Consider the following 22945-nt stretch of genomic DNA (forward strand, 5'->3'; position numbering starts at 1 on the left):
ACGTGGCCCCGGGCACACCGCCTGACCGGCACCTTCGGTAGGTTCCGCGGTCAGGCGGGCGAGCCGGCCTCCCGGCGAGTCCGAAGCGCCGCCCCGGGCGGCCCAGGAGCGCGAGCGAGGAGGGTCCGTGAGCGCCTACCGCACGGTGGTGGTCGGGACCGACGGGTCGGAGTCCTCGCTGCGCGCGGTGCGGCGCGCCGGGGCCCTCGCGGGGGCCTGCGAGGCCCGGCTGGTCATCGTCTGCGCGTACCTGCCGCCGCGGGCCGACGACCGCGAGCACCGCCGTGCGCACGAGCAGCTCGGGGAGGGCGCCACCGAGGTCGTCGGGTCCGCGCCCGCGGAGGACACCGTGCGCGGCGCCGCCGAGGAGGCCGTCGCCGCCGGTGCGGGCGAGGTCGAGCAGGTCGCCGTCGTCGGCTCGCCGGTCGAGACGCTGCTCGACGTCGTCACCCGGGCGCAGGCCGACCTGCTGGTCGTGGGCAACCGCGGGCTCAACGGCATCAGGAGCAGGCTGATGGGGTCCGTCCCGGCCGACGTGACCCGCCGCTCGTCGGTCGACGTCCTGGTCGTCCACACCACGGGCTGACGACGCTGTCCGACACCCCTCAGGACCCGGACGTGGTGGCGGACGCCGGCGACGCCCACGAGGCGCTGCTGCGCCTGCTGCTGGAGGGTCCGCGCCGCTACACCCGGCTGCAGATCGCAGCGATGGCCGGGCTGCCCCCCGAGCACACCCGGCGGCTGTGGCGGGCGCTCGGCTTCCCCGACGCCGCCGACGACGACCCGGTCTTCGCCGACGCCGACGTCCGGGCGCTGGAGCTGCTGCGCGCGCTCATCGACTCCGGGTTCGTCGAGCCGGGGACGGAGGCCTCGATCGCCCGCGCGATGGCGCAGTCGCTGTCGCGGCTGGCCGACTGGCAGACCGACCTGCTGGCCGACGCCCTGTCCCGCAGCGGGAACGACCCCGGGCGGCGCGCCGTCCCGCCGGGGGAGGCGGTGGCCGCCGCGCACCGCCTCTTCCCGCTGCTGCGGGACGTGCAGGACTACGTGTGGCGACGGCACCTGGCGGCCAACGCCGACCGGCTGCTCACCCCGGCGGCCGCCGTCGACCGGAGGGAGCTCGCCGTCGGCTTCGCCGACCTGGTCGGCTACACCAGCCGCAGCCGGGGGATGGGCGGGCGGGAGCTCGGCGCGATGGTGGAGGACTTCGAGAGCACCGCCAGCGAGGTCATCGCCCGCCACCACGGCCGGGTGGTCAAGATGGTGGGGGACGGCGTCCTCTACACCGCCGTCTCCGCGATCGACGCCGTGGAGATCGGGCTGGAGCTGCCCGAGGCCTGGCAGGCCGAGGACCGCCCGCCGCTGCGGGTGGGCGCCGCCTTCGGCACCGTGCTCACGCACCTGGGCGACGTCTACTCGCCGGTGGTGAACCTGGCCAGCCGGCTCACCTCGATCGCCCGGCCCGGCACCCTGCTGGTCGACCGGGACCTCGCCCGGCACCTGCGCGGGCTGCCCCGCTACCGGGTGCGGCCGCTGCGCCGGGTGTCGGTGCGCGGCTACGACGACCTGCAGCCCTGGCTGGTGCAGCGCCGTCCGGCGGGGGAGGCCGACCTCGCGCTGGAGTCCATGCTCGACGAGATGGCCGACGACGTCCTCGAGGACGACGACCTGGAGAACGACCTGGAGGACTGAGGACGGACCCCCGGCCGCCCGCCACTCGCGAGCTCGCGGCGGGACCCTGCAGCGGGCCGGGACCAACCCGTTGGCGCCGTCCCGGGCCGGCTTGGCACCCTGGTCCCCCGTGAGTGCCACGCTCGTCGCCCGCGGCCTGGCCGCCGGCCACGGTGCCCGCGTCCTGTTCTCCGACCTCGACCTCGTCGTCGCCCCCGGCGACGTCGTCGGGCTGGTCGGGGTCAACGGCGCCGGCAAGTCCACCCTGCTGCGCACCCTGGCCGGCGAGCTGCCGGCCGAGTCGGGCAGCGTGACCGTCAGCCCGCCGACGGCGACCCTCGGGTACCTCCCGCAGGAGCACGAGCGGCGGCCGGGGGAGACGGTGCGCCGGGCCCTGGCCCGCCGGACGGGCGTCGCGGCCGCGCAGGTCGAGCTCGACGCCGCGACCGGGGCGCTCGCCGCGGGCGCGGACGGCGCCGACGACGCCTACGAGGAGGCCCTGGAGCGCTGGCTGGCGCTGGGCGGGGCCGACCTCGACGAGCGGGCGGAGCAGGTCGTCGGTGAGGTGGCCCCCGGAGTGCCCCTCGACGCCCCGACGGCCGGCCTGTCCGGCGGGCAGGCAGCACGGGTCGGGCTGGCCGGGCTGCTGCTCTCCCGCTACGACGTGCTGCTGCTCGACGAGCCCACCAACGACCTGGACCTGGCCGGCCTGGAGCAGCTGGAGCGCTTCGTCAGCGGGGCGCGCAGCGGCATCGTCGTCGTCAGCCACGACCGGGAGTTCCTCGCCCGCACGGTGACCCGCGTGGTGGAGCTCGACCTCGCCCAGCAGCTGGTGCGGGTGCACGACGGCGGCTACGAGGCGTACCTGGTCGAGCGCGAGGTGGCCCGGCGGCACGCGCGCGAGGAGTACGAGGAGTACGCCGGCACCAGGGCCGACCTCGAGGCCCGGGCGCGCATGCAGCGCAACTGGCTGGCCAAGGGCGTGCGGGACGCCGTCAAGAAGCAGAAGGACCCGGACAAGTTCATCAAGGCCCACAACCGGGCGACGGCGGAGAAGCAGGGGGCCAAGGCCAAGCAGACCGAGCGGCGGATCGAGCGGCTGGAGGTCGTGGAGGAGCCGCGCAAGGAGTGGGAGCTGCGGATGGAGATCGCCGCCGCACCGCGGGCCGGCGCGGTGGTCGCCACCCTCGCCGGCGCGGTCGCGCGCCGCGGTGACTTCACCCTCGGTCCGGTCGACCTGCAGGTGGACTGGGGCGACCGCGTCGTGATCACCGGCCCCAACGGCAGCGGCAAGTCCACGCTGCTCGCCGCCCTGCTGGGCCGGGTGCCGCTGGACGAGGGCCGCGGCGGCCTCGGGCCGTCGGTGCGGATCGGCGAGATCGACCAGGCGCGCGGGGCGTTCCTCGGCTCGGAGCCGCTGCTGGAGGCGTTCGCCGCGGAGGTGCCCGACCGGCCCACCGCCGAGGTGCGCACCCTGCTGGCCAAGTTCGGGCTGACCGCCGAGCACGTGCTGCGCCCGGCCGACACCCTCTCGCCGGGCGAGCGGACCCGGGCCGGGCTCGCGCTCCTGCAGGCCCGGGGGGTCAACGTGCTCGTCCTCGACGAGCCGACCAACCACCTCGACCTGCCGGCCATCGAGCAGCTCGAGCAGGCGGTGTCGGGCTACCGCGGGACGCTGCTGCTGGTCACCCACGACCGGCGGATGCTGGCCGCGGTGGACACCACCCGCCGGCTCACCGTCGAGGACGGCCGGGTCACCGAGTAGCGGGACCTCGCTGCCCCCCACCCCCGGCCCCGTCCAGGGCACCGCGCCGGGCCGGCGACGGGCGGGGAGGGCGGGGTCCTCCTGCTGCAGCGTGGCCGGCCCCCAGGACGGCGGCGACCGCGTACTCGGCCGTCGTCGCCAGCTCCTGCGGCGTCGCGCCGGCCGAGGACAGCGCCGGCAGCAGGTGGACGTCGGCCAGGACGTCGGCGCCGCCGGTCCAGCGCAGCGCCGCCCGGAGCGACCGCGCGCCCGACGCCGGTCCCGGCGCGCCCCCCGAGCAGCGGACGGCGACCGGGCACACGGGCGCCCCGGTGGCGACGGCGGCGGCGAGCAGGTCGGGGGAGAACCGGCCCAGCGCCGTCCCGCCGTCGGTGGGCAGCTCGGGGCGGACGAGGACCGACGTCCCCCGGGCCAGCGCCGCCGCGACGTCGGCCACGGTCGCTCGGACGCTCGGGCACGGGACGCCGGCGACGCGCTCGGGGGCGGGCGCGGCGACCACCACCCCCCGCAGCACGGTGAGCAGCACCAGCGGGTCCAGGGGCGAGGCGGAGTTCGCCACGAGCAGCAGGCCCGGCCCGGTGCGGGTGCGCGGCCAGGCCTCGGCCGGCACGTGGACGGCGACGCGCACCCCGAGGCCGGTCAGCAGGCGGGCCGCTCCGCAGACGGTCCGGCGCCGGGCGTCGCCCACCGGCGGGCGCAGCCGCTCGGCGGCCAGGACGGCGCCGGCACGCAGCAGGCGTGAGCCGTCGGTGGTCGGGCTGGACGGACGGGTCACGGGGGACCTCCGGCGCGCTCGGGGCCCCGGGACGGGCCCGCGTACGCCGAGCGTGGCGGCTGCAGGTGTCCGGCCGGTGACCGTCAGGGGTCCGCGGCGGGACGGTCGGCGGACGACCGCGTCAGGAGGGGTCCCCGAGCGCCTCGGTCAGCCCGACCGCGCTCATGCCGGCCCAGGTGTCGCCGACGTGGTGGGCCAGCACCATGAGGTCGCGCAGCTGCCCGTCCCGGTCGCGGATGTGGTCGACCAGCAGCGCCTCGCCGGTGAACCCCAGCCCGGTGAACAGGGCCAGCGCCGCACCCTGGTCGGCGACGACCTCGACGACGAGCTTGGTCAGCCCGGCCTCGAGGGCGTGCACCATGGCGTGCCTGGCCAGCTCCCCGCCCAGCCCGGAGCCGCGGCCGGCGGGCGCGACCACCAGCCGCACCTCGCCCACGTGGTCGGACCAGCCGGGCAGCCGGAGGACGGCGACGTACCCGAGCACCCGGTCGCCGTCGTCCACCGCGACCCAGCGGTCGACACCGGGCGAGCCGGCGGCCCAGCCGCGCACGACGTCGGGGTCGGTGACGTCCTCGCGGATGAAGGTCCGGTCGCCCTCGGGCAGCTCGGCGAAGAAGCGCACCAGGGCGTCGCAGTGCGCGTCGGTCAGCGGGACGACGGTGGTCACCGGGCGTCCTGCCCGGCCGGCAGCGGCTCGCTGCGCCGCCGGAGGAAGTCGATGATCGTCGGCACGGTCGTCCGGGCCGCCGTCCGCCCGACCACCAGGCCCATGTGCCCGGCCGGGAGCCGCAGCTCGTGCTTGTCCGGGGAGCCGACCAGGTCGACCAGCGGCGCGGTCGCATCCGGCGGGACGATGTGGTCGCGGTCGGCCCGCACGGTCAGGAACGGCACCCGGACGTCGGACAGGTGCACCCGGTCGCCGCCCACCGTCAGCCGGTCGGTGACCATCCCGTTGTCGCGCACCAGCATCCGCACCGTCTGCTCCGCGGCGGCCCCGGGGAAGGGCACGTGGTCGTCCGCCCAGCCGGTCATGGCCTGGTAGCCGGCCACGTACTCGTCGTTCCAGAGCCGTTCCCAGAGCGTCACGTAGCGGGTCACCTCGGAGGTCGGGGTCAGTGCCCGGAAGCCCTGGACGACGACCCGCGGGGGCACGTTGCCGTCGGCGTCGAGCACGGCGGACACCTCCAGGCCGCCGACCCGGAACAGGTCGGCCAGCGGGCCCATGTGCCGGAAGTCCACCGGGGTGGCCAGCACGGTGAGGCTGCGGACCGGCGCGTCGGGGTGGTGCGCGGCGTAGAGCAGCGCGAGGTCCCCGCCGAAGCAGTACCCGAACAGGGTGACCTCCTCGGCCCCGGAGATCTCCAGGACCCGCTGCACGCCGGCCGGGATGTAGTCGTCGACGTAGTCCTCGAGGGTGTTGGCCGCGTCCCGCTCGTCCGGCTCACCCCAGTCGAGCAGGTAGACGTCGAAGCCGGCTGCCAGCAGCTGCTCGACGAAGCTGTTGCCCGGTGCCAGGTCGAGGATGTAGCTGCGGCTGACCATGCTGAACACGATGAGCAGCGGCGGCGAGTACCGGACCCCGCCGGAGGTCTCCGGGTCGTTGCGGTAGTGCCACAGCTGCGTCCGTCCCCGCTGCCAGACGACGTCCTTGGGGGTCTGCCCGACGTTCGGCCGGGCGACCCCGCTGACCAGCCGGAGGCCGTTACGGGCGCGCAGGGCGTTGCGTTCGACGTCGCGCCGGACGCGGTCGAGGACCGTCTGCGGGCTGGGCACTGTCGACATCGGTCTCCTCGGGGGTGCGGCGGCGCTCCGCCTCGAGTTGCAGGGTCAGCCGGCGGACCTCGCGGTCCAGCGCGCCGACCTGGGCGCGGAGCCGGCTCACGTCGGTCCCGGCCGGCAGGTCGATCAGGTGCCAGAAGCGGGTCGTGGCCCCGCGCGCGGTGTCGCGGGCCAGGGTCACCGCCCGGCGGGTCAGGGCCGCACCGACCGCGAAGGTCTCGGTGCGGACGAACTCCTCGGCGCGCGGGGTGACGCGCCGCTCGACGGCGTCGAAGGCCTGCCGCCACAGCGGCGGGCTGGGGTCTGCCACGGTTGCTCTCCCTGGGCTCGGGCCGGACGGGGTCAGGTGGACGCGGTCAGGTGGACGGGGTCACACCGGCGCCCCCGGCTGCCTCACCCCGCCACCTCGGCGGGGACCTCGACGGCGCGGCGGAGGATCTCGCCGGTGGGGCCCTTCGGCAGGGACTCGACCAGCCAGACGTGCCGCGGGTACTTGTAGGCGGCCACCCGCTCCTTGACCCAGGCCTGCAGCTCGCCGGCGTCGACCTGCGTGCCGGGCTTGAGCGCGACCGCGGCGGCGACCTCCTCGCCGAGGTCGGGGTGGGGGACGCCGACGCACGCCGCCTCGGCGACCGCGGGGTGCTCGTAGAGCGCCTCCTCGATCTCCCGCGGGTAGACGTTGTAGCCCCCGCGGATGATCATCTCCTTCTTGCGGTCGACGATCGCGTAGTAGCCGTCCTCGTCCCGCCGGGCCAGGTCACCGGTGCGGAACCAGCCGTCCGGGATGGCCTTCGCCGTCTCCTCCGGCTTGCCCCAGTAGCCCTTCATGACGTTCTCGCCGCGGATCGCGATCTCCCCGACGTCGCCGTCGGCCACGTCGCGGCCCTCGTCGTCCACCAGCCGCATCTCCACGCCGCGGATCGGCGTCCCGATGGTCCCGGGCCTGCGCTCGGCGTGCGGGTGGTTGAACGAGGCGACCGGGGAGGTCTCGGAGAGGCCGTACCCCTCCAGGACGATGCAGCCGAAGGCCTCCTCGAAGCCGCGCATGACCTCGACCGGCATCGCCGAGCCGCCGGAGACGCACAGGCGCAGGCTGGAGACGTCGTACCGGTCCCGGTCGGCCTGGTGCAGCATCGCCGCGAACATCGTCGGCACGCCCTCGAAGACGGTCACCCGGTCCCGCTCGACGACCGACAACGCCTTCGCACCGTCGAAGCGGGGGAGCAGGGTCAGGCAGGCCCCGGACAGGACGCCGGCGTTGAGCGCGCAGGTCAGCCCGAAGACGTGGAACAGCGGCAGGCACCCCATGATCACGTCGTCCGGCGTGCCCTCCAGCAGGGTCTCCTGCGTGGTGCGCGCGTTGCCGCTCAGGTTGGCGTGGGTCAGCTCGGCACCCTTCGGCGGGCCGGTGGTCCCCGAGGTGTAGAGGATGACCGCGGCATCCCGGTCCTCCCGCGGCTCGAGCTCCCCGCTGCCGGCCCCGCCCAGCGTCGCGCCGGCGTCGACCGGGCCGACGGTCACCGCGTCGATGCCCACGGCCGCCGCGGCCTCGGTGGCCGCGTCGGCGATCGAGTCCAGCGCGACGACGATCCGGGCGCCGGAGTCGCGCAGGTAGTACTCGACCTCGCGCGCCTTCAGCAACGGGTTCATCGGGACGACGGCGGCCCCGGCGGTCAGCGCGCCGTAGAAGACGACCGGGAAGCTCAGCACGTTCGGCAGGACCATCCCCACCCGGTCGCCGGGCTGCACGCCCCGTGCCCGCAGTCCCGCGGCCACGGCGGCCGCGGCGTCGCGGAAGCCGTCGTAGGTCAGCACGGCGTCGTCCATGCGCAGTGCCGGCCGGTCGCCGTGCTGCGCCGCGGTGTCGAGCAGGTGTTGTGCCAGGTTGGCCACGGGTCCTCCCCACCGATCCGGATCGGGTGCGCCCCCTACCCGTCAGGGATGTGGTCTACCCCACGGACCGGGAGGTCGCGGGTCGGGGCCGCGGGTGGCGGGCCGGCCGCCGGAGCGACAGGCTCAGGGCCCACGACGACGACGGGAGCGCACGTGACGGACAGGACGGTCCTCGACATGTTCCGGCTGGACGGCCGGGTGGCCATCGTGACGGGGGCGTCGTCCGGCCTCGGCGCGGTGTTCGCCCGCGCGCTGGCCGAGGCCGGCGCCGACGTCGCGCTGGGCGCCCGCCGCGAGGACCGGCTGGGCGACACCCGCGCGGCCGTGGAGGCGGCCGGACGGCGGGCGATCACCGTGCGCACCGACGTCTCCCGGCCCGAGGACTGCCAGGGCCTGGTGGACGCCACCGTGGCCGAGTTCGGGAGGGTCGACGTCCTGGTGAACAACGCGGGCGTCGGCACGGCCGTGCCGGCCACCCGGGAGACCCCGGAGCAGTTCCGCTCGGTGATCGACGTGAACCTCAACGGCTGCTACTGGATGGCGCAGGCCTGCGCGCGGGTCATGCAGCCGGGCAGCTCGATCGTCAACATCTCGAGCATCCTCGGGCTGACCACGGCCGGGCTGCCGCAGGCGGCCTACGCGGCGAGCAAGGCCGGCCTGATCGGGCTCACCCGCGACCTGGCGCAGCAGTGGACCGGCCGCAAGGGCATCCGGGTGAACGCGCTGGCCCCGGGCTTCTTCGAGTCGGAGATGACCGACCAGTACCCCGAGGGCTACATCGAGGGTCAGATGACCCGCGTGCTGGCCGGCCGCAAGGGCGACCCCGTGGAGCTGGCCGCCGCGCTGGTCTTCCTGGTCAGCGACGCCGGCGGGTACGTGACCGGGACGACGCTGCCGGTCGAGGGCGGGCTGCTCACCAGCTGACCGCCGCTCCTCCCGGGGTGCCCGTGGTCACCGGTGGCTGGCTCCCCGACACGCAGATGGTGGCAGCCACCTGCCGATGATCCCCCCGGATCGACGTCACGAGAGCCGCCCGGACGCACGAGAGGCCCCGCCGCGGACGGCGGGGCCTCTCGGTGCTGGGTGCCCCCGGCAGGATTCGAACCTGCGCACCCGCCTCCGGAGGGCGGTGCTCTATCCCCTGAGCTACGGGGGCTCTGCGGTGGGGCGTCGTAGAACCTACCAGCCCCGCCGCGGCGTCCCGAGGGCGGTGCTCAGGGCGCGGGGAGCGGGGTGCCGCCGCGGGCGGTGAGCATCCGCTCCATCGTCGTCACCTCCGCCGCCTGGGTCTCGGCGATGGTGCCGGCCAGCCCCGCGACGGCGGGCACACCGGCGTGCTCGGCGGCGTACTGCGCCATCTCGAAGCCGCCCTGGTGGTGCCGGATCATCAGCCGCAGGAACTCCACGTCGAACCCGGTGCCCGACAGGTCGCGCAGCCGGGCCAGCTCCTCGTCGGTGGCCATCCCCGGCATCAGCCCGCCGTCCGCCGCGCCCGTGTCGTGCCCGCCGTGCCCCTCGGCGGAGGCCATCCAGGCCATGGTGTCCCCGCCGGTCGGCGGCAGGCCCCACAGCGCCAGCCAGCCCTGCATCCGCCCCACCTGGTTCTGCTGGGTCTCGGCGATGTCGAACGCGAGCTGGCGGACCTCCGGGTCGGTGCTCCGCTCCGGTGCCAGGTTGGCCATCTCCACGCCCTGCAGGTGGTGCCGGGACATGTCGCGGGCGAACCCGGCCGCCACGGAGTCCGCCGTCGGTGCCGGCTCGCCCCGGCCCAGGCCGAGTCCCACCGCGGCGCCCCCGCCGATCAGGACCAGCCCGACGGCGATGACCGCCAGCAGGGCCGCCCGCAGCGGGCTGCGCGCGGGGGTCACGGAGCGCCGGTCTCGGCCCCGGCCGTCGGCGTGGTCGGGGCGTCGGTCGTCATCGACCCGGCGCCGCGGCTGCCGTCGCCCACGACCAGCGGGTCGCTGATGAACTGCGGGTTCTCGCAGCTGGCGCCCGGCTCCGGGTAGAACTCCTGGTTGTAGGTCAGGAAGTCGGCGAACTGCTCGATCCGCGGGTCGTCGGCCGAGTCGACCTTCAGCTGGTGGTTCCAGGACTGCAGGCTGATCGGGGAGTCCTGGCCGGGGTTGGGGGAGACCATCCGGCCGGACTCGTCGGCGAACGCGGTGAGCGTGTCCAGCGCGTCCCCGCTGACGACCGCGGGGTCGTAGGTGATCCAGACGGCGCCGTGCTCGAGGCTGTGGACGGCGTTCTCCTGCCGGACCGGCACGTCGTAGACGGTGCCGGTGCAGTCGGCCCACTCGCCGTCGTGCGGACCGCCGACCGGCGGGGACTGCTCGTAGGTGACCGGGGTCGTCACGTGCTCCTGGCCGGCGGCGTAGCCGAAGGTCTGGACGCCGGCGATCTCGTCGACGGCGTCGACCCGGTTCTCCTCGGCCTCGTTGACCTGCAGGACGGCGTAGGTGAGGACGGCGGCGGCGAACACCAGGACGGCGACGGCGGCGGCGATCAGCCCCCACGGCCGCTGCGGGGTGACGACGTTCGTCACCGGCGGGCGCGTGCGCCCACCCCGCCCGCCGCCCGCGCCCGACCGGCTCGCTCCGCCGCTCGTGCGACCGGTCCCGGGTGTGCGGTCCTTGGCCAAGGCCTCTCCTCTGGTGCTCGGTGTCCTCGCCGGTCGCGTCCGTGCGCGTGCCGGTGCGCCACGCGACGACTCCTGCGCGGCGGTTCCGGGCGCCGAGTCTAGGTGCGCGAGGTGAACGCCCCCTGGGAGCGAGGGGGAGAGGGTGAGGAAGCCCGCACGGGACGCGGACGCCCGGTCAGTACGCTCGTGCGGTGACACCCGAGCAGCTGCAGGCCGTCGTACGCACCGCCGTCGGCGCGGTCGTCGAGCGAGGCGCGCTGCCCGTCGAGGTGCCCGCCGAGGTCGTCGTCGAGCGCCCGAAGAACCCGGAGCACGGCGACTACGCCACCAACGTGGCGCTCCGCCTGGCCAAGCCGGCCGGGCGCCCGCCGCGCGAGGTGGCCGGGCTGCTCGCCGAGGAGCTGCGGGCGCACCCGGGCATCGCCTCCGTCGACGTCGCGGGCCCCGGCTTCCTCAACATCACCCTGGCGCAGGGCGCGCTCGGCAGGATCGCCGTCGACGCGGTCACCACCGGTCCCACCTACGGGCACACCGGCACCCTCGCCGGGCAGCGGCTCAACCTGGAGTTCGTCTCGGCCAACCCGACTGGCCCGGTGCACATCGGCGGCACCCGCTGGGCAGCCGTCGGCGACGCCCTGGGGCGGCTGCTGGAGGCCAGTGGCGCCGCGGTGACGCGGGAGTACTACTTCAACGACGCCGGGGCGCAGATCGACCGCTTCGCCCGCAGCCTGATGGCCGCCGCAGCCGGCCGCCCGGTCCCCGGGGACGGCTACGCCGGCGACTACATCGGCGAGATCGCGACCCAGGTCGTGGCGGCCGAACCGGGCGTGCTCGAGCTGCCCGAGGAGCAGCAGCAGGAGCGCTTCCGCGAGCGCGGCGTCGAGCTGATGTTCGCCGAGATCAAGCGGACGCTCGCCGCGTTCGGCGTCGAGTTCGACGTCTACTTCAGCGAGCGCACGCTGCACGAGACCGGCGCGCTGGAGAAGGCGATTGCCCGGCTGCGGGAGAACGGCCACGTCTACGAGGCCGACGGTGCCACCTGGCTGCGCACCACCGACTTCGGTGACGACAAGGACCGGCCCCTGGTCAAGAGCGACGGCGACCCGACCTACTTCGCCGCCGACTGCGCCTACTACCTGGACAAGCGCTCCCGGGGCTTCGACAAGGTAGTGATCATGCTCGGCGCCGACCACGCCGGGTACGTCGGCCGGTACCGGGCGCTGGTCGCCGCGGTCGGCGACGACCCCGACGCCAACCTGGAGATCCTGCTCGGCCAGCTGGTCAACCTGGTCCGCGACGGCGAGCCGGTGCGGATGAGCAAGCGGGCCGGCACCGTCGTCCTGCTCGAGGACCTCGTGGAGGCCGTCGGCGCGGACGCCGCCCGCTACGCGCTGGCCCGGGCCTCGGTCGACCAGCAGATCGACCTGGACCTCGACCTGTGGAGCCGGCAGACCAACGACAACCCGGTCTTCTACGTCCAGTACGCGCACGCGCGCATCTCCTCGGTGCTGCGCAACGCCGCCGACCTCGGGGTGGTGCTGGGGGACCCGGGGGACGTCGACGTCGCGCAGCTGACCCACGAGCGGGAGAACACGCTCCTCCGCGCCATCGGGGAGTTCCCGCGGGTGCTGACGTCGGCCGCGGAGCTGCGCGCCCCGCACCGGGTCGCCCGGTACCTGGAGGAGCTGGCCGGCACCTACCACCGCTTCTACGACTCCTGCCGGGTGCTGCCCCGCGGCGACGAGGAGACGACCCCGCTGGCCGTCGCCCGGCTGTGGCTGTGCGCGGCGACCGCCGTGGTGCTGCGCAACGGCCTCGGCGTGCTCGGCGTGAGCGCACCGGAGCGGATGTGAGAGCGCACCCCGCAGGGCCGCTGCACGGGGGGATGACCCCGCCGCCGTCCGTCGGCCTGCCACCGGCCGACCTCGGCGCGCTCGACCCGCTGGTCTGGCCGCGCTCGGCCCGGCGGGTCGACGGTGAGCTGCACCTGGGCGGCCGGCCGGTCACCGAGCTGGCGCGCACCCACGGCACGCCGCTGTTCGTCCTCGACGAGGGTGACTTCCGGGGCCGCGCGGCCGACTTCGCCGCCGCCTTCGCCGACGCGGACGTGCACTACGCCTCCAAGGCGTTCCTCTGCGGTCAGGTCGCCCGCTGGATCGCCGACGACGGCCTGCACCTCGACGCCTGCTCGGGCAACGAGCTGGCCCTCGCCCTGGCCGCCGGCTTCCCGGCCGAGCGGATCGCGCTGCACGGCAACAACAAGTCCCTCGTCGAGCTGCAGCTGGCCGTCGACGCCGGCATCGGCCACGTCGTCCTCGACTCCTTCGACGAGATCGACCGGCTGGTCCCGCTGGCCACCGCCCGGGTCGCCACCGGCGGCGCGCCGGTGCCGGTGCTGATCCGGACGACGGTCGGCATCGAGGCGCACACCCACGAGTTCATCGCCACCGCCCACGAGGACCAGAAGTTCGGCTTCTCGCTGGCCACCGGCGACGCGCTCACCGCCGCGGTCCGGGTGATCCGCGAGCCGGCGCTGCGGCTGACCGGCCTGCACAGTCACATCGGCTCGCAGATCTTCGACACCGCCGGGTTCGAGGCGGCCGCGCACCGGGTGGTGGGCCTGCTCGGCCAGGTGCGGCAGGCCACCGGCCAGGTGCTGGCGGAGCTCAACCTCGGCGGCGGCTTCGGCATCGCCTACCTGCCCGACGACGACCCGGTCACCCCCGGCGACGTCGCCCGGCGGCTGCGCAGCGCCGTCGCCGCCGAGTGCGACGCGCTCGGGCTGCCGGTGCCCCGGCTGGCCGTCGAGCCCGGGCGCGCCATCGCCGGCCCCGGCACGGTGACGCTCTACGAGATCGGCACGATCAAGCCGGTCCGGCTCGGCAGCGGCGGGCAGGGCGCCCCGCAGGTGCGCAACTACGTGTCCGTCGACGGCGGGATGAGCGACAACATCCGCACCGCCCTCTACGACGCCTCCTACACCTGCGTGCTGGCCAACCGGGAGTCCGACGCCCCGCCGGCGTTGTGCCGGGTGGTCGGCAAGCACTGCGAGAGCGGGGACGTCCTGGTCCGCGACCTGTGGCTGCCCGCCGACGTCCAGCCCGGCGACCTGCTCGCGGTCGCCGCGACCGGCGCCTACTGCTGGTCGATGGCGAGCAACTACAACTACCTGCTCAAGCCCCCGGTGGTCGCCGTCCGGGACGGCGCCGCCACGGAGATCGTCCGGCGTCAGACACTGTCGGACGTGTTCGCCCTCGATGCCGTCCTCGCCGACGTGCCCGCGCCCGCGGTCGCGCCGTCCCAGCCCGCGCCCGAGCACCCCGCCGGGGTGACCTCGTGACGGCGCCGCTGCGGGTCGCCCTGCTGGGCTGCGGCACCGTGGGCAGTGCGGTGCTGCGGCTGCTGGAGGAGCAGGCGCCCGACCTCGCCGCCCGCATCGGCCGTCCTGTCGAGGTCGTCGGCGTCGCGGTCCGCCGTCCCGACCGGCACCCCGACGTCCCGGCAGCCCTGCTCACCACCGACGCGCACGGGCTGGTGACGCGGGACGACGTGGACCTCGTCGTCGAGGTCATCGGCGGCATCGAGCCGGTGCGCTCGCTGCTGCTGGCCGCCTTCGGGGCGGGCAAGTCGGTGGTCAGCGCGAACAAGGCGCTGCTGGCCGACGACGGCGTCGAGCTGCACGCGGCCGCGGCCGAGGCCGGTGTCGACCTGTACTACGAGGCCTCCGTGGCCGGCGCGATCCCGCTGCTGCGCCCGCTGCGGGAGTCATTGGCCGGGGATCAGCTGCGCCGGGTGGTCGGCATCGTCAACGGCACGACGAACTACATCCTGTCCCGCATGGCCGAGACCGGGCACGGCTTCACCGAGGCGCTGGCCGAGGCCACCGACCTCGGCTACGCCGAGGCCGACCCGACCGCCGACGTCGACGGCTTCGACGCCGCCGCCAAGGCCGCCATCCTCGCCTCGCTCGCCTTCCACACCCCGGTGTCGGCCGCCGACGTGTACCGCGAGGGCATCTCCGCGGTCACCTCGACCGACGTCGCGCGCGCCGCCGAGATCGGCTGCACGGTGAAGCTGCTGGCGATCTGCGAGCGGGTGCCGGGCGAGGGCGGGGACTCCGTCGCCGTCCGCGTGCACCCCGCGATGATCCCGACCACGCACCCGCTGGCCTCGGTCGGCGGGGCGTTCAACGCCGTGTTCGTCGAGGCCGAGGCCGCCGGGCAGCTGATGTTCTACGGCCAGGGCGCCGGCGGGGACGCGACCGCCAGCGCGGTCCTGGGCGACCTGGTCGCCGTGGCGCGCAACCGGGTCGCCGGGGTCGCCGGCCCCGGCGTCACCGCCTACGCCGGCCTGCCCGCGCGGCCGATCGCCGAGACCCCGACCCGGTACCACGTCAGCCTCGACGTGGCCGACAAGCCGGGCGTGCTCGCGACGGTGGCGCAGGAGTTCGCCCGCCACGGGGTCAGCATCGCCACCGTGCGCCAGGACGGGCACGGGGACGCCGCGACGCTGGTCATCGTGACGCACAGCGCCCCGGACGCGGCCCTCTCGGCGACGGTGACCGCGCTCCGGGGGATGCCCGCCGTGCGCGGCGTCACCAGCATCCTGCGTGTGGAGGGACTGTCATGACGACGCAGCTGCCCGTCCGGGGCTCGGTCTCCCCGCTGTGGCCGGGACTCATCGAGGCCTACCGCTCGCGGCTGCCGGTCAGCGACAGCACCCCGGTGGTCACCCTCCAGGAGGGGGCGACCCCGCTGGTGCCGGCGCAGGAGCTGTCCCGCCGCACCGGCTGCGACGTCTACCTCAAGGTCGAGGGCGCCAACCCGACCGGGTCGTTCAAGGACCGCGGGATGACCATGGCCATCACCAAGGCCAAGGAGGAGGGCGCCCAGGCGGTCATCTGCGCGTCCACCGGCAACACCAGCGCCAGCGCCGCCGCCTACGCGGCCCGCGCCGGGATGGTCTGCGCCGTCCTGGTCCCGCAGGGGAAGATCGCGCTGGGCAAGCTGGCGCAGGCACTGGTGCACGGCGCCAAGCTGCTGCAGGTCGACGGCAACTTCGACGACTGCCTCGCGCTGGCCAGCAAGCTGGCGATCGACTACCCGGTCAGCCTGGTCAACAGCGTCAACCAGTACCGGATCGAGGGGCAGAAGACCGCCTCGTTCGAGATCGTCGACGTGCTCGGCGACGCCCCGGACGTCCACTGCCTGCCGGTCGGCAACGCCGGCAACATCACCGCGTACTGGCAGGGCTACCGCGAGTACGCCGCCGACGGCACCGCCACGAGGACGCCGCGCATGTGGGGCTTCCAGGCCGCCGGCGCCGCCCCGATCGTCACCGGGCAGGTCGTCGAGCAGCCGCAGACCATCGCCACCGCCATCCGCATCGGCAACCCGGCGTCCTGGACCAAGGCGCTGGCCGCCCGGGACGAGTCCGGCGGCCGGATCGACGCCGTCACCGACCGGGCCATCCTCGCGGCCTACCGGCTGCTGGCCCGCACCGAGGCGGTCTTCGTCGAGCCGGCGTCCGCCGCGTCGGTGGCCGGTCTGCTGCAGGTCGCCGAGGCCGGCGGGCTCGAGCCGGGGCAGCGGGTCGTCTGCACCGTCACCGGCAACGGGCTCAAGGACCCGGAGTGGGCGATCTCCGGCGCGCCGGCCCCGGTGACCGTGCCGGTCGACGCCGCAGCCGCCGCCGCGCAGCTCGGCCTGTGAGCGATCCGGGGCGACCACGTCCTGCCCGCCACCCGGAGGGGGACCCCCTGCCCCCCACCGCGCGAGCCTGCAGCGGGCCGACCCCGGACGCGGCCGAGACCCCCGTGGTGCGCGTCCGCGTGCCCGCGACCAGCGCCAACCTCGGCCCGGCGTTCGACAGCGCCGGGCTGGCGCTGACCTGCCACGATGTCGTCGAGTTCGCCGTCCGGCGCAGCGGCCTCGAGGTCGCGCTGACCGGCGAGGGGGCGCGCACGCTGCCCACCGACGAGTCGCACCTCGTCGTCCGGGCGTTCCGCGCCGGGTGCGACGCGCTCGGCTGGACGCCGCCGGGGCTGGCCGTCGTCGCGCGGAACGGCATCCCGCAGGGGCGGGGGATGGGCTCGTCGGCCGCCGCGGTGGTCGCCGGTCTGGTCGGCGCGTGGGCGCTGTGCCCCGAGGTCCGGGGCGTCGACCGGGACGCCGTGCTGCGGCTCGCCACCGAGCTGGAGGGGCACCCGGACAACGTCGCCCCGTGCCTGCTCGGCGGCGCGACGCTGTCGTGGGTGACCGCTGGCGGCGCCCGCGCCGAGCAGCTCGAGGTCTCGCCCGACCTGGTGCCGGTGGTGCTCGTCCCCGACGGGACGCTGTCCACCCACGTCGCCCGCGGCCTGCTGCCCGACGCCGTCCCGCACGCCGACGCCTCGTTCAACGCCGGGCGGGCCGCGCTGCTGGTGCACGCGCTGACCGCCGCGCCCGGCCTGCTCTTCGACGCGACCGAGGACCGGCTGCACCAGCGGCAGCGCGCGGCGGCCATGCCCGACTCCGCGCAGCTGCTCGACCGGCTGCGCGCGGCCGGTCACGCCGCCGTCGTCTCCGGTGCGGGACCGAGCCTGCTCGTCCTCACCCGCCGCTCCGCCGGCGAGGACGTCCTGCGCGAGGTGGGAGACCTCACCCCTCGGGGTTGGTCCGTGCGGGTCCTGGACGTCGATCCCGGCGGTGCAGACCTGCAGGTCGGGACCCCTGGGGTATCGTCTTGATAACGAGGAACACGCCGGTTCCGATCGGTGTTGTCTCGTCCGTGGGCCAGCACTAGGCTCACGGCGTAGCCGCCCAGTCGGGCGAGCCTCGCGCGGGGCGTTGCAGACGATCTGATGTCCGTCGCCGCAGAACCGCTCCGCACCCAGTAGATCCCGTTTCTCTTGCTGTCCGCTCCACGTTCGGGCGGGAGGGACCGGATCACCCCCTGCGCTGGTAGGCGCAGGTCTCCGCAGGGAAGGACCTGTACGTGAGCGAGACCACCGACCTCGTCACCGCGCCGCAGGGCGCAGGCAACGACGAGGCACCTGCCGCTTCTGGGACGACGGGCCGCACCCGTCGCCGCGGCAGCGGGCTCTCCGGCATGCTGCTGCCCGAGTTGCAGCGACTGGCCGCCGAGCTCGGCATCTCCGGCACCGGCCGGATGCGCAAGGGCGACCTGGTCGCCGCCATCTCCGCCCGCCAGGTGGGCGGGGAGAGCACTGGTGGCGCCTCCACCAACGGCGCCTCCGCCGACATCCCGGCCGCCCGTGGCGCCGACACCGCCCGCGGGGTGGCCGCCACGGCCACACCGGTCGAGGCCCCGATCAGCGGTGGCGCCAACGGCGGCCCGCTGACCTCCTCGTCCGACGCGGGCACCGAGGCCGCACCGCGCCGCCGTCGTGCGGCCAGCCGGCCGGCCGGCGCCCCGGCGATCGAGGGCACCGCTCCGGCGGCCGAGGGCTCCGCTCCGGTGGCCGAGGGCTCCGCTCCGGCGGTCGAGGCCGCGCCGAGCGCGCCCGAGCCGCGCGCCGAGACCCCTGCCTCCGCCGCCGGTACGGCTCCCGAGCAGGCCGACGACGAGCGCACCGAGGGAGACCGTCCGCAGCGCAACCGCGACCGTGGGCGCAGCCGCGGCGAGCGCGACGGCGGCAACCGGGGCGACGCCCGCGAGCGCGAGGGCAACCGGGACGGCGGCGACCGCGCCGAGCGCGGCAACCGCAGCGACCGCGACGCCAACCGCAGCGACCGCGACGCCAACCGCAACGAGCGCGACGGCAGCCGGAGCGAGCGGGACGGCAACCGCGGTCCCGACCGGGGCGAGCGCGGCGGCCGGCCGGACAACCGGAACGACAACCGCAACGACCGCACCGAGCGCGGGAACGACAACCGCAACGGCAACGACGAGGACGACGACGACTTCGAGGGCGGTCGCGGCCGCCGGGGTCGCCGCTACCGGGACCGCAACCGCCGGGGCACCAACAGCCGCGAGCGGTTCGACCAGAACGAGCCGACCGTCAGCGAGGACGACGTCCTGCTGCCGGTCGCCGGCATCCTCGACGTGCTCGACAACTACGCGTTCGTCCGCACCTCGGGCTACCTGACCGGCCCAAACGACGTCTACGTCTCGCTGTCGCAGGTGCGCCGCTACGGCCTGCGCCGCGGTGACGCGATCACCGGCGCCGTCCGCCAGCCCCGCGAGGGCGAGCGCAAGGACAAGTACAACGCGCTGGTCCGGCTGGACACCGTCAACGGCCTGGAGCCCGAGCAGGCCCGGCAGCGCCCGGAGTTCACCAAGCTGACCCCGCTCTACCCGCAGGAGCGCCTGCGGCTGGAGACCGAGTCGCACCAGCTGACGACCCGGGTCATCGACCTGGTCATGCCGATCGGCAAGGGGCAGCGGGCGCTCATCGTGTCGCCTCCCAAGGCCGGCAAGACGATGGTGCTGCAGTCGATCGCCAACGCGATCACGACGAACAACCCCGAGTGCCACCTCATGGTCGTCCTCGTCGACGAGCGGCCCGAGGAGGTCACCGACATGCAGCGCTCGGTGAAGGGCGAGGTCATCGCCTCGACCTTCGACCGGCCGCCGTCGGACCACACCACGGTCGCCGAGCTGTCCATCGAGCGGGCCAAGCGCCTGGTCGAGATGGGCCACGACGTCGTCGTCCTGCTGGACTCGATCACCCGCCTGGGCCGCGCCTACAACCTGGCGGCCCCCGCCAGCGGGCGCATCCTCTCCGGTGGTGTCGACTCCACGGCGCTCTACCCGCCCAAGCGCTTCCTCGGCGCCGCCCGCAACATCGAGAACGGCGGCTCGCTGACCATCATCGCCTCGGCGCTGGTGGAGACCGGCTCCACGATGGACACGGTCATCTTCGAGGAGTTCAAGGGCACCGGTAACGCGGAGATCAAGCTGGACCGTCGCCTGGCGGACAAGCGGGTCTTCCCGGCCGTCGACGTCAACGCGTCGGGCACGCGCAAGGAGGAGATCCTCATGTCGCCCGACGAGCTGGCCATCGTCATCAAGCTGCGCCGGGTGCTCGCCGCGCTCGAGCCGCAGCAGGCGCTGGAGCTGCTGCTCGACAAGCTGCGCAAGACGCGCAACAACATCGAGTTCCTCATGCAGATCCAGAAGACGACACTCGGCCCCGGCAACGACTGAGGACCCCGCTGCCCCCGCCGCGCGCACGCTCGCGGCGGGGCCCTGCAGCGGGGCCGGTTCCAGCACGTCGCCAGGCGTCAGGGACACTGGGCGACCGAGCCCCGCTGCGCGGCCGGAATGACCAGCCGGCCGCCGGCGTTCGACCACCTGAACGGCACAGACCACCGGAAGAGGCGACATGAAGCCCGGCATCCACCCCGACTACCACACCACCACGGTGACCTGTGGTTGCGGGAACACCTTCACCACCCGCAGCACGGCGCCCGGCGGCACGCTGACCGTCGAGACCTGCTCCGCCTGCCACCCCTTCTACACGGGCAAGCAGCGGATCCTGGACACCGGCGGCCGCGTGGCCCGCTTCGAGAAGCGGTTCGGCAAGCGCAACGCCAACGCCGGCCAGTAGTCCCCCCGACGGCGCCCGCCCCACCTCGTGTGGGGCGGGCGCCGTCGTCGTGTCCAGCCCCGGGTACCACCCCTGAGAGGACCACCCATGAGCAGCAGCACCGACGCCGGGTCGGGTGGGGCGAGCGATCGCCTGAGCGGGCTGCTGGCCGAGCACGCCGCGCTGGAGACCGAGCTGGCCGACCCCGCCGTGCACGCCGACGCCTCCCGGGCCCGCCGGCTGGGCCGCCGCTACGCGCAGCTGGCCCCGCTGGTCGAGACCAAGCGCGCGCTGGACGCCGTCCGCGACGACCTCGCCGCCGCCCGCGAGCTCGCCGACGAGGACGCCTCCTTCGCCGCCGAGGCAGCCGCCCTCGAGCAGCGGGTGCCCGAGCTGGAGGAGCGGCTGCGCTCCTTGCTGATCCCCGAGGACCCCGACGACGACAAGGACGTCATCCTCGAGATCAAGGCGGGGGAGGGGGGCGCGGAGTCGGCGCTGTTCGCCGGCGACCTGCTGCGCATGTACCTGCGTTACGCCGAGCGGCGCGGCTGGGCCACCGAGGTGCTCGACGCCGTCCCCGCCGACCTGGGCGGCTACAAGGACGTCGCCATCGCGGTGAAGTCCCGCGGCGACGAGGGCATCTGGTCGCGGCTGAAGTTCGAGGGCGGCGTGCACCGGGTCCAGCGGGTGCCGGTCACCGAGTCGCAGGGCCGCATCCACACCTCGGCCGTCGGCGTGCTGGTGCTCCCCGAGGCCGAGGAGGTCGACGTGACCGTGGACCCGAACGACCTGCGCATCGACGTCTTCCGCTCCTCGGGCCCCGGTGGGCAGAGCGTGAACACCACCGACTCCGCCGTCCGGATCACGCACCTGCCGACCGGCATCGTGGTCAGCTCGCAGAACGAGAAGAGCCAGCTGCAGAACCGCGAGTCGGCGCTGCGCGTGCTGCGCTCCCGGCTGCTGGCCGCCGCTCGCGAGGAGGCCGCCGCGGCCGCCAGCGACCAGCGCCGCAGCCAGGTCCGCACCGTCGACCGCAGCGAGCGGGTGCGCACCTACAACTTCCCGGAGAGCCGGATCTCCGACCACCGGGTCGGCTTCAAGGCGCACAACCTCGACCAGGTGCTCGACGGGGAGCTCGACCCCGTCATCGACGCGCTCACCCGCGCGCACACCGCCGAGCTGCTGTCGGCCGGGTCCTGAACCTGAACGCCCGCGCCCTGCTGGCCGACGCGTCCCGGCGGCTCGCCGACGCCGGTGTCGAGTCACCACGGGTGGACGCCGAACTGCTGCTCGCCCACGTGCTCGGCGTCTCCCGCGCCGGCCTGCTCACCCTCGGCGAGGTGCCGGACGACGCGGTCGCCCGCTTCGAGGACCTCACCGGACAGCGCGCCGACCGGGTGCCGCTGCAGCACCTCACCGGCCGGGCGCCGTTCCGCCACCTGGAGCTCGCCGTCGGCCCCGGCGTCTTCGTGCCGCGACCGGAGACCGAGCAGCTCGTCGAGTGGGCGCTCGCCCGGCTGGCCGGTCGGGCCGAGCCGGTCGTCGTCGACCTGGGCAGCGGCTCGGGCGCCATCGCGCTGTCCATCGCGCACGAGCACCCCGGCGCGCGGGTGACCGCCGTCGAGCGCGACCCCGGCGCGATCGGGTGGACCCGGCACAACGCCGCCACCCGTGCCGCGGCGGGGGACACCCCCGTCGACGTGCTGTCCGGGGACATGACCCACCCGGGCCTGCTGCGGGAGCTCGACGGCACGGTCGACCTCGTCGTCTCCAACCCGCCGTACGTGCCGGTCGGTGCGACGGTGCCGCGCGAGGTCGCCGACCACGACCCGCCGCTGGCGCTGTGGGGCGGGCCGGACGGTCTCGACGTCGTCCGCGGTCTGCTGCGGACCGCCGCCCGGCTGCTGCGGCCCGGTGGCGGGCTGGGCATCGAGCACGCCGACCAGCAGGGCAGTGCGCTGCCCGCGCTGGTGCGGGCCTCCGGCAGCTGGACCGACGTCGAGGACCACCCCGACCTGGCCGGCCGTCCGCGGTACACCACCGCGCACCGGAGCGGGGGATGACAGACTCGCCCTCCGTGGCTCCGTCTTCGACCCCGGCGACCTACGACTGCTCCGATCCCGACGCCCGCGCCGCCGGGCTGGACGCCGCGGCGGCGGCGATCGGCAACGGCGAGCTGGTGCTGATGCCCACCGACACCGTGTACGGCGTCGCTGCTGACGCCTTCGCCCCACCGGCGGTCGCCGCGCTGCTGGCGGCCAAGAACCGCGGCCGCACGATGCCGGTCCCGGTCCTCATCGGTGAGGCGTCGACGCTGGTCGGGCTGGTCACCGTGGTCCCGCCGGTCGCTACGGAGCTGGCCGAGGCGTTCTGGCCCGGAGGGCTGACCCTGGTCCTCGAGCACGCGTCGTCCCTGGCCTGGGACCTGGGGGACGCCGAGGGCACCGTCGCCGTCCGGCTGCCCGACGACGAGGTCGCCCGCGACCTGCTGCGGCGCACCGGCCCGCTCGCGGTCTCCAGCGCCAACCGGTCCGGCCGCCCGGCCGCCACCACCGCAGGCGAGGCCGTCGCCCAGCTGGGGGCGCACGCGGCCGTCGTCCTGGACGGCGGACCGCGCGCCGGGTCCGCCGCGAGCACGATCGTCGACTGCACCGTGCCGGCCCCGCGGGTGCTGCGGGTCGGTGCCATCCCGGTCGACCGGCTGCGCGAGGTCGTCCCCGGGATCGTCGACTAGAGCGACCGCCGCTCAACAGCTGACGGTGGGCGACGCGCCGGAGCGATACCGTGAGACTCCAGTCCGTCGTCGATCCCCGGGAGATCCGCCGCGATGAGCACCCGCTCCTGGGGCACCGCCTCCGGTCGGACGCGCCCGCCCGTGACCGTCCC

21 protein-coding genes and 1 tRNA gene are annotated in these 22945 nt (G+C 75.2%); 14 read left to right on the forward strand and 8 right to left on the reverse strand.

What is annotated here, in order from left to right; all coding sequences use genetic code 11:
* Window positions 1-127 precede the first annotated feature (127 nt).
* The 3 genes from BMW27_RS14840 (at window position 128) to BMW27_RS14850 (ending at window position 3436) form a co-directional block, all read left to right on the forward strand.
* Complete coding sequence (locus BMW27_RS14840) at window positions 128-586, forward strand: universal stress protein (protein ID WP_091445402.1); 459 nt, start codon at window positions 128-130, stop codon at window positions 584-586.
* A 32-nt stretch (window positions 587-618) separates the two neighbouring features.
* On the forward strand, window positions 619-1692 hold the full coding sequence (locus tag BMW27_RS14845) for an adenylate/guanylate cyclase domain-containing protein (RefSeq protein WP_091445404.1): 1074 nt from the start codon (window positions 619-621) through the stop codon (window positions 1690-1692).
* 109 nt (window positions 1693-1801) lie between these two features.
* Window positions 1802-3436, forward strand: coding sequence for an ABC-F family ATP-binding cassette domain-containing protein (locus BMW27_RS14850; protein WP_091445406.1), 1635 nt, complete (start codon window positions 1802-1804; stop codon window positions 3434-3436).
* Here BMW27_RS14850 and BMW27_RS14855 read toward each other — a convergent pair.
* From BMW27_RS14855 to BMW27_RS14875, 5 genes are all read right to left on the reverse strand, one after another.
* Window positions 3426-4211 (reverse strand): lysophospholipid acyltransferase family protein, encoded by a 786-nt coding sequence (locus tag BMW27_RS14855; protein ID WP_091445407.1) that lies wholly within the window; start codon window positions 4209-4211, stop codon window positions 3426-3428. The genes BMW27_RS14850 and BMW27_RS14855 overlap by 11 nt on opposite strands.
* 121 nt (window positions 4212-4332) lie before the next feature.
* Window positions 4333-4878, reverse strand: coding sequence for a GNAT family N-acetyltransferase (locus tag BMW27_RS14860; protein ID WP_091445409.1), 546 nt, complete (start codon window positions 4876-4878; stop codon window positions 4333-4335).
* Entirely contained in the window at window positions 4875-5993 is a 1119-nt protein-coding gene (locus tag BMW27_RS14865; protein WP_091445411.1) for an alpha/beta fold hydrolase, read from the reverse strand. Before BMW27_RS14865 ends, BMW27_RS14860 begins: the two co-directional genes overlap by 4 nt.
* Entirely contained in the window at window positions 5914-6300 is a 387-nt protein-coding gene (locus BMW27_RS14870; protein ID WP_091445412.1) for a hypothetical protein, read from the reverse strand. The genes BMW27_RS14865 and BMW27_RS14870 overlap by 80 nt, the downstream gene beginning before the upstream one ends.
* Window positions 6301-6383: 83 nt before the next feature.
* The gene (locus BMW27_RS14875; RefSeq protein ID WP_091445414.1) at window positions 6384-7883 is read right to left on the reverse strand and encodes a long-chain-fatty-acid--CoA ligase; all 1500 of its coding nucleotides are present in this window, start codon (window positions 7881-7883) and stop codon (window positions 6384-6386) included.
* A gap of 153 nt (window positions 7884-8036) precedes the next feature.
* Here BMW27_RS14875 and BMW27_RS14880 point away from each other — a divergent pair, with 153 nt between their 5' ends.
* Complete coding sequence (locus BMW27_RS14880) at window positions 8037-8807, forward strand: SDR family NAD(P)-dependent oxidoreductase (RefSeq protein ID WP_217638165.1); 771 nt, start codon at window positions 8037-8039, stop codon at window positions 8805-8807.
* Between the two features lie 160 nt (window positions 8808-8967).
* Here BMW27_RS14880 and BMW27_RS14885 read toward each other — a convergent pair.
* From BMW27_RS14885 to BMW27_RS14895, 3 genes are all read right to left on the reverse strand, one after another.
* A tRNA-Arg gene (locus BMW27_RS14885) sits at window positions 8968-9039 on the reverse strand.
* A 58-nt stretch (window positions 9040-9097) separates the two neighbouring features.
* Window positions 9098-9751 (reverse strand): DUF305 domain-containing protein, encoded by a 654-nt coding sequence (locus BMW27_RS14890; protein WP_091445415.1) that lies wholly within the window; start codon window positions 9749-9751, stop codon window positions 9098-9100.
* Window positions 9748-10431 (reverse strand): thioredoxin-like domain-containing protein, encoded by a 684-nt coding sequence (locus BMW27_RS14895; protein WP_245743601.1) that lies wholly within the window; start codon window positions 10429-10431, stop codon window positions 9748-9750. The genes BMW27_RS14890 and BMW27_RS14895 overlap by 4 nt, the downstream gene beginning before the upstream one ends.
* A gap of 287 nt (window positions 10432-10718) precedes the next feature.
* On the opposite strand from BMW27_RS14895, the gene argS reads away from it, so the two are divergent.
* The 10 genes from argS (at window position 10719) to BMW27_RS14945 (ending at window position 22793) form a co-directional block, all read left to right on the forward strand.
* Entirely contained in the window at window positions 10719-12380 is a 1662-nt protein-coding gene (gene argS / locus BMW27_RS14900; protein ID WP_091445419.1) for an arginine--tRNA ligase, read from the forward strand.
* A 32-nt stretch (window positions 12381-12412) separates the two neighbouring features.
* On the forward strand, window positions 12413-13867 hold the full coding sequence (lysA, locus tag BMW27_RS14905; protein WP_175486523.1) for a diaminopimelate decarboxylase: 1455 nt from the start codon (window positions 12413-12415) through the stop codon (window positions 13865-13867).
* The gene (locus BMW27_RS14910; protein WP_091445423.1) at window positions 13864-15156 is read left to right on the forward strand and encodes a homoserine dehydrogenase; all 1293 of its coding nucleotides are present in this window, start codon (window positions 13864-13866) and stop codon (window positions 15154-15156) included. Before lysA ends, BMW27_RS14910 begins: the two co-directional genes overlap by 4 nt.
* Window positions 15153-16238, forward strand: coding sequence for a threonine synthase (gene thrC, locus BMW27_RS14915; protein ID WP_091445425.1), 1086 nt, complete (start codon window positions 15153-15155; stop codon window positions 16236-16238). Before BMW27_RS14910 ends, thrC begins: the two co-directional genes overlap by 4 nt.
* Before the next feature lie 119 nt (window positions 16239-16357).
* Window positions 16358-17254 carry a homoserine kinase gene (thrB, locus tag BMW27_RS14920; protein WP_245743602.1) on the forward strand — a complete coding sequence of 299 codons (897 nt, stop codon included), beginning with the start codon at window positions 16358-16360 and terminating at the stop codon, window positions 17252-17254.
* Window positions 17255-17502: 248 nt separating this feature from the next.
* Window positions 17503-19677: a transcription termination factor Rho gene (gene rho, locus BMW27_RS14925; RefSeq protein WP_091445429.1), complete on the forward strand. Its 2175-nt coding sequence runs from the start codon at window positions 17503-17505 to the stop codon at window positions 19675-19677.
* 178 nt (window positions 19678-19855) lie between these two features.
* Window positions 19856-20080, forward strand: coding sequence for a 50S ribosomal protein L31 (gene rpmE, locus BMW27_RS14930; RefSeq protein WP_091212718.1), 225 nt, complete (start codon window positions 19856-19858; stop codon window positions 20078-20080).
* Between the two features lie 87 nt (window positions 20081-20167).
* On the forward strand, window positions 20168-21259 hold the full coding sequence (gene prfA, locus BMW27_RS14935; protein ID WP_091445431.1) for a peptide chain release factor 1: 1092 nt from the start codon (window positions 20168-20170) through the stop codon (window positions 21257-21259).
* 20 nt (window positions 21260-21279) lie between these two features.
* The gene (prmC, locus tag BMW27_RS14940; protein WP_281244769.1) at window positions 21280-22122 is read left to right on the forward strand and encodes a peptide chain release factor N(5)-glutamine methyltransferase; all 843 of its coding nucleotides are present in this window, start codon (window positions 21280-21282) and stop codon (window positions 22120-22122) included.
* 14 nt (window positions 22123-22136) lie between these two features.
* Window positions 22137-22793 (forward strand): L-threonylcarbamoyladenylate synthase, encoded by a 657-nt coding sequence (locus tag BMW27_RS14945; protein WP_245743605.1) that lies wholly within the window; start codon window positions 22137-22139, stop codon window positions 22791-22793.
* Window positions 22794-22945 lie beyond the last annotated feature (152 nt).

This window comes from Geodermatophilus poikilotrophus (assembly GCF_900111455.1).
GTDB lineage: Bacteria > Actinomycetota > Actinomycetes > Mycobacteriales > Geodermatophilaceae > Geodermatophilus > Geodermatophilus poikilotrophus.